This window comes from Streptomyces sp. NPDC048352, from assembly GCF_040651895.1.
Taxonomy (GTDB): Bacteria; Actinomycetota; Actinomycetes; order Streptomycetales; family Streptomycetaceae; genus Streptomyces.
Genome location: NZ_JBEZKZ010000140.1, coordinates 1 through 6,482, shown reverse-complemented (window position 1 = coordinate 6,482; position 6,482 = coordinate 1). Strand labels below are relative to the sequence as shown.

Annotated in this window: 6 protein-coding genes; 3 read left to right on the top strand and 3 right to left on the bottom strand. The window is 74.8% G+C overall.

Features of this window, described 5'->3' with window-relative positions; all coding sequences use genetic code 11:
- The first annotated feature begins 258 nt into the window (after positions 1 to 258).
- A complete protein-coding gene (locus AB0D45_RS34310) occupies positions 259 to 1,749 on the top strand; it encodes an AlkA N-terminal domain-containing protein (protein WP_362466497.1) in 1,491 nt (496 codons plus the stop codon).
- Between the two features lie 5 nt (positions 1,750 to 1,754).
- Complete coding sequence (locus AB0D45_RS34305; protein WP_362466500.1) at positions 1,755 to 2,285, top strand: methylated-DNA--[protein]-cysteine S-methyltransferase; 531 nt, start codon at positions 1,755 to 1,757, stop codon at positions 2,283 to 2,285.
- On the opposite strand, the gene AB0D45_RS34300 is transcribed toward AB0D45_RS34305, so the two are convergent.
- The 3 genes from AB0D45_RS34300 to AB0D45_RS34290 all read right to left on the bottom strand — a co-directional run bounded on the left by AB0D45_RS34300 (position 2,278) and on the right by AB0D45_RS34290 (position 5,067).
- Positions 2,278 to 2,706: a hypothetical protein gene (locus tag AB0D45_RS34300; protein WP_361602438.1), complete on the bottom strand. Its 429-nt coding sequence runs from the start codon at positions 2,704 to 2,706 to the stop codon at positions 2,278 to 2,280. The two genes, AB0D45_RS34305 and AB0D45_RS34300, sit on opposite strands and share 8 nt — an antisense overlap.
- A gap of 42 nt (positions 2,707 to 2,748) precedes the next feature.
- Entirely contained in the window at positions 2,749 to 3,249 is a 501-nt protein-coding gene (locus AB0D45_RS34295) for an NUDIX hydrolase (protein WP_362466494.1), read from the bottom strand.
- Positions 3,250 to 3,348: 99 nt separating this feature from the next.
- Positions 3,349 to 5,067, bottom strand: a complete 1,719-nt coding sequence (locus AB0D45_RS34290) for a BCCT family transporter (RefSeq protein ID WP_362466491.1) — start codon at positions 5,065 to 5,067, stop codon at positions 3,349 to 3,351.
- 142 nt (positions 5,068 to 5,209) lie between these two features.
- Here AB0D45_RS34290 and AB0D45_RS34285 point away from each other — a divergent pair, with 142 nt between their 5' ends.
- Positions 5,210 to 6,358 (top strand): glycerate kinase, encoded by a 1,149-nt coding sequence (locus AB0D45_RS34285; protein WP_361602447.1) that lies wholly within the window; start codon positions 5,210 to 5,212, stop codon positions 6,356 to 6,358.
- Positions 6,359 to 6,482: the final 124 nt, after the last annotated feature.

Sequence of the window (6,482 nt, the reverse complement as noted above, 5' to 3'; positions counted from 1 at the left end):
GGCCACGCGCGTGGCCCCGCCGCGCGGCCATGTGCAGCCCCGCCGGCGTTTGAGGCGCGGGGGGCTGGGGGCGGAGACCCCAGGAGGGGGCCGGGCGCAGCCCGGGGAACGGGCGAAGGGCGGGGAGGGGCGAGCCCCGCGCAGCGGGCCGGCGGGTGGGGCCGGGTCAGCGGTGCACCCCCCGCAGCCCCCGGCAGGGCTAGGCTTGATGTCGGAAAACCGCCAGCCCCGGCTCGGCCTGGACGGGAAGCTGGAGCCATGCACACCGACACCGACCGCTGCGTCAGGGCCGTGCGGTCGAAGGACGCCCGGTTCGACGGGTGGTTCTTCACCGCGGTCCGTACGACCGGCATCTACTGCCGGCCCAGCTGCCCGGCCGTGCCGCCCAAGGTCGAGAACATGAGCTTCCTGCCCAGCGCCGCCGCCTGCCAGCAGGCCGGCTACCGGGCCTGCAAGCGGTGCCGGCCCGACACCTCCCCCGGCTCCCCCGAGTGGAACGCCCGCGCCGACGCCGTCGCACGGGCGATGCGGCTGATCCAGGACGGGGTCGTCGACCGGGAGGGGGTCCCGGGGCTGGCGCTGCGCCTCGGGTACTCGACCCGGCAGGTGGAGCGGCAGCTGGGCGCCGAGCTCGGCGCCGGGCCGCTCGCGCTGGCCCGGGCCCAGCGTGCCCAGACCGCCCGGCTGCTCATCGAGACCTCCGAGCTGCCGATGGGCGACGTCGCCTTCGCCGCCGGCTTCTCCTCCATCCGGACCTTCAACGAGACCGTCCGCGAGGTCTTCGCCCTCACCCCCGGCGAGATGCGGCTGCGCGCCGCGCGCGCCGGGCGGCGCGAGCCGCGGATCCCCGGCACGATCAGCCTGCGGCTGCCGTACCGGGCGCCGCTCGACCCGAGCAACCTCTTCGGGCACCTCGCCGCGACCGCGGTCCCCGGGGTCGAGGAGTGGCGTGACGGGGCCTACCGGCGGACGCTGAGGCTCCCGTACGGCTCCGGGGTGGTCGCCCTCACGCCCGGGCCCGGCCACATCGGCTGCCGGCTGGCGCTGACCGACCTGCGGGACCTGACCATCGCCATCAGCCGCTGCCGCTGGATGCTCGACCTCGACGCCGACCCCGAGGCCGTCGACGGCCAGCTGCGCTCCGATCCGCTGCTGGCCCCGCTCGTGGAGGGTGCCCCCGGGCGCCGGGTGCCCCGTACCGTCGACGCGGCGGAGTTCGCCGTACGGGCGGTGCTCGGGCAGCAGGTGTCCACCGCGGCCGCCCGGACGCACGCGGCCCGGCTGGTGGCCGCCCACGGGGAGCCCGTCGAGGACCCCCACGGCGGGCTGACCCACCTGTTCCCCTCCCCGCAGGCGCTGGCCGGCGTCGACCCCGGGACGCTGGCGATGCCGCGCAGCCGCCGCACCACCCTCACCACCCTCGTCACGGCGCTGGCCGACGGCTCGCTGCCGCTCGGCATCGACAGCGACTGGGAGGCGGCCCGCGCCGCGCTGTCCGCGCTGCCCGGGTTCGGGCCGTGGACCACCGAGGTCATCGCGATGCGGGCGCTGGGCGACCCGGACGCCTTCCTCCCGTCCGACCTGGGGGTCCGCAAGGCGGCGCAGAGGCTGGGCCTGCCCTCCACGCCCGCCGCCCTGACCGCCCGGGCGGGCGGCTGGCGGCCCTGGCGCGCGTACGCGGTCCAGTACCTGTGGGCCACCGAGGACCACCCGATCAACCACCTGCCCCAGCAAGGAGCACAGTCGTGACCAGCATGACCACCGTGACCGCCGTGACCGGCACGACCGGCAAGCAGCACACCGTCGTCGAGAGCCCCTACGGGCCGCTGACCCTGGTCGCCACCGACGGGGTGCTGAGCGGGCTGTACATGACGGGCCAGCGCCACCGGCCGGCCGAGGAGGCCTTCGGCGAGCGGGTGGCGGACACCGAGGAGCCCTTCCCGGAGGTGCGGCGGCAGCTGGCCGCGTACTTCGCCGGCGAGCTGACGCGGTTCACCGTCCCGGTCCGGCTGGCGGGCACCGCGTTCCAGCGCAGCGTCTGGGAGCAGCTCGTACGGATCCCGTACGGGCAGACGTGGTCGTACGGGCGGCTCGCCGCGGAGCTGGGCAAGCCGAACGCCTCGCGCGCGGTCGGCCTGGCCAACGGGAAGAACCCGGTCGGCATCATCGTGCCCTGCCACCGGGTGATCGGCGCCTCGGGCTCGATGACCGGCTACGGCGGCGGCATCGAGCGCAAGGTGCGGCTGCTGGAGTTCGAGGGCCGGGCGGCCGTCCGGCTCAGATGACGGCGAGCGGGACGAGCAGCGCGAAGCCGGCGCCGGCTTCGACGGCGTAGGCGTAGAGGGAGGGGTGCTGGACGGGAGCGGCGAGCAGCACCACGCTGTTCTGGGTGGCGGCCGCCTTGATCCAGTCGTCGTCGGCGCCGAGCCGGCCCTGGTACCAGCCCTCGCAGGCGCCGGGGCCGGTGACGGCGAGGACGTCGTCCTCGCGGCGGTAGAAGGCCTGCCAGCCCTCGGCGGGTGCGGACCAGCCCTCGAAGTCCTCGAAGGGGGACCAGCCGCCCTCGCGTATCGCGGTGTCGAACAGCCAGATCGGCATCCCCTCTTCGGAGACCTCGCCGCCCGACTGCTCGTCGGTGGTGAAGTGGACCATGGGGAGGGCGTCGGGCCCGTCGGCCGTGCTCGGCCAGGCGTACATCGTGATCATCTGCTGATTCTGTCCTGGTCGGTGGGGTCCACGTGTGCGGGGTCAGGCGGGGGTGGGGCGCCGGCCGTTCTCCAGTTCCACGGCCGCCTCGCCCGACTCCAGCGCCCGGTACGCCTCCTGCGTGCGCAGGCCGAGCGATCCGTGGAGGTGGGCGGAGAGTTCGGCGGGCTCCACCAGCTTCCAGGACAGCAGCTCGTCCTCCTGGAGGGTGATGGAGGCGAGCTGTCCGGCGTCGAGCACGCCGCCGTCGTAGAGGTAGGCGACCAGCGGCGGGCGGCCGGGGCCCAGGCTCCAGTCGACGGCGAGGAGCCGGCCGAGCGGGACGTCGATGCCGATCTCCTCGGCGCTCTCGCGCCGGGCGGCCGTGCGGGGTGACTCGCCGCGGTCCGATTCGACGGTGCCGCCCGGCAGGGCCCAGCCCTCGCGGTAGTTGGGCTCGACGAGCAGGACGCGGCCCTGGTCGTCACGGTAGAGGGCGGCCGCGCCGGCCAGCACCCGGGGCAGGCTCGCGATGTAGGTGGCGTAGTCATCCGTGGTGGTCACGCGGCCACCCTACCCAGCGGCCCGGGCGGCCGTCCCGGGCGGGCCCGCACGGTCACACCCGGGGGTGGCCGGCGTCCTCGCGGTGCCTCCCCGGCGCGGTCACGCGCGGGTGTCGCCGCCGTCCTCGCGGTCCCTGCCCCGGGATCCGGCGACGCGGCGCAGCCGGGGGTGGCGGCCCTGGCCCTGCTCGGTGATGGCGTCGCCGACCATGGCCTTGACGGCGTCGCGCAGCCCGTGGAGGGCGGGGTGGCGGGCCGGCCCCGCGCCGGGGTCCGCGCGCAGTTCCCGCAGCAGCGCCCAGCACAGCAGCAGCATGACGATCACGAAGGGCAGCGCGACCAGGATGGTGGCGGTCTGCAGGGACTTCAGGCCGCCCGCGACGAGCAGGACGGCGGCGACCGCGGCCATCAGGACGCCCCAGGTGACGACGAGCCAGGTGGGCGGGTGCAGCGAGCCCCGGCTGGTGAGGGAGCCCATGACCAGGGAGGCCGAGTCGGCGCTGGTGACGAAGTACGTCATGACCAGGGCCATGGCCACCCAGGAGGTGAGGGTGCCGAGCGGGAGCGCGTCGAGCAGGGCGAAGAGGGAGGCCTCCGCGCCTTCCTTGACCGTGGCGGCGAGGTCGGCGGCGCCGGTGGAGTCGAGGCGGATGGCGGTGCCGCCCATGACGCAGAACCAGATGACAGTGGCTCCGCTGGGGACGAGCAGCACGCCGACGAGGAACTCGCGGATGGTGCGGCCGCGCGAGATGCGGGCGATGAAGGTGCCGACGAAGGGGGCCCAGGAGAGCCACCAGGCCCAGTAGAAGATCGTCCACGCGCCGAGCCAGGCGCTGTCGGTGAAGGCGCCGGTGCGGGAGGCCATGGGCAGCAGTTCGTGCAGGTAGCTGCCGACGCCGGCCGGGATCACGTCGAGGACGTAGACGGTCGGGCCGAGGACGAAGACGAAGAGCATCAGGGCGGCGGCGAGCACGAGGTTGATGGTGCTGAGCCATTTCACGCCCTTGTGCAGGCCGGAGAAGGCGGACAGCACGAAGGCGGCCGAGAGGGAGGCGATGATGACCAGTTCGACACCGGTCGAGTCGGCGAGGCCGGTGGTGATGCTGAGGCCCTTGGAGACCTGGAGGGCGCCGAGGCCGAGGCTGGTCGCGGTGCCGAAGACGGTGGCGAAGACGGCGAGCAGGTCGACGGCCCTGCCGGGCCACCCGTTCGCCCGGTCCTCCCCCATGAGCGGGACGAAGGCGGAGCTGAGGCGGTTGCCGCGGCCCTTGCGGAAGGTGGCGTAGGCGAGGGCGAGGCCCGCGATGCCGTAGATGGCCCAGGGGGTGAGGGTCCAGTGGAAGAAGGAGTAGTCCAGGGCGGCGCGGGCGGCGGCCCCGGTGCCGGGGGCGGCACCGCTGGCGGGCGGCGGGTTCAGGTAGTGGGTGAGCGGCTCGCCCACCCCGTAGAACATCAGGCCGATGCCCATGCCCGCGCTGAACATCATCGCGATCCAGGCGAGGGTGGTGAACTCGGGTTCGCTGTCGTCGGCGCCGAGCCGGATCCGGCCGAAGCGGCTGATCGCGAGGGCGACGCACAGGACGAGGAAGACGTCGGCGGCGATCACGAACAGCCACGCGAAGTTGTCCAGCACCCAGGCCAGGGCGGCACCGGAGGCGGTGTCGAAGGAGTCCCCGCCCAGGGCCGCCCAGGCGACGACGGCGAGCACGGCGAGGACACCGAGGGTGACGACGGCGCGGTCGGGAGTGTCGTCCGCGGGACCGCCGGGCTCCGCTCCGGGGGCATCCGGACGTACGTGTTCCAGTGATTCCGCGCTCATGCGGCCACACTATGCAGGCATATTTCCCTTTTATCCGCTTGGCGCGCCGCATGTGGCCCAGGCCACTCGTGGGCATAGGAGGATCCTCCGGATAAGCTCGGGGTGGCGCGACTGCACTGTTCGATAGCAAGGGATTAGCAAGGTGACGGACGGAGCAGTAACTGAGACCGCGCGCGTGCTCATCGCCGCGGACAAATTCAAGGGCTCGCTCACGGCCGTTCAGGTCGCGGAGCGGGTGACGGCAGGCCTTCGCAAGGCCGTGCCCGGCGTGGAGATCGAGACCCTCCCCGTCGCGGACGGCGGCGACGGTACGGTCGCGGCCGCCGTGGCGGCCGGGTTCGAACGCCGGGAGGTACGGGTCACCGGGCCCCTCGGCGACCAGGTCACGGCCGCTTTCGCGCTGCGCGACGGCACGGCCGTGGTCGAGATGGCGGAGGCCTCCGGCCTCCAGCTGCTGCCCGCGGGCACCTTCGCGCCGCTGACGGCGACGACGTACGGCTCCGGCGAGCTGCTGAAGGCCGCGCTGGACGCGGGCGCGCGCTCGATCGTCTTCGGTGTCGGCGGCAGTGCCACCACCGACGGCGGCGCGGGCATGCTGGCCGCGCTGGGCGCGGTGTTCCTGGACGCGGACGGCGAACCGGTGGGCCCGGGCGGTGGCGCGCTGGCGTCCCTGGCGTCGGCCGACCTGTCCGGCATCGACCCCCGCTTCGCGGAGGTGGACTTCGTCCTGGCCAGCGACGTGGACAACCCGCTGACCGGCCCGAAGGGCTGCGCGGCGGTCTACGGCCCGCAGAAGGGCGCCTCGCCCGAGGACGTGAAGGCGCTCGACTCCGCCCTGGCGCACTTCGCGGTGGTGCTGGAGAAGTCGATCGGCGCGAAGGCCGCCGAGTGCGCGGTGCTGCCCGGTGCGGGCGGCGCGGGCGGCATCGGCTACGGGGCGCTGCTGCTCGGCGCGACGTTCCGGCCCGGCATCGAGCTGATGCTGGAGGTGCTGGGCTTCGCCCCCGCGCTGGAGCGGGCCACGCTGGTCATCACCGGTGAGGGCTCCCTGGACGAGCAGACCCTGCACGGCAAGGCCCCGGCCGGCGTGGCCGCGGCGGCGCGCGCCGCGGGCAAGCCGGTGGTGGCGGTCTGCGGCCGGCTGCTGCTGGGCCAGGAGGCCCTGGAGGCGGCGGGCATCCGCAAGGCGTACCCGCTGACGGACCTGGAGCCGGACCCGGCGAAGTCCATCCCGAACGCCGGCCCCCTGCTGGAGCGGGTCGCGGAGAACATCGCCGCCGACGTGCTCTGAGACCGCACGGTCCCCGTACGGCCGAGGCCCGGCACCCCCCCCCCCCGGGGGGGGGCGGGCGCGCCGGGGCGCGGCGGGTAAACCCCCCCGGCCCCGGCGCCCCCCCCGGGCCGGGCCGGGGGGC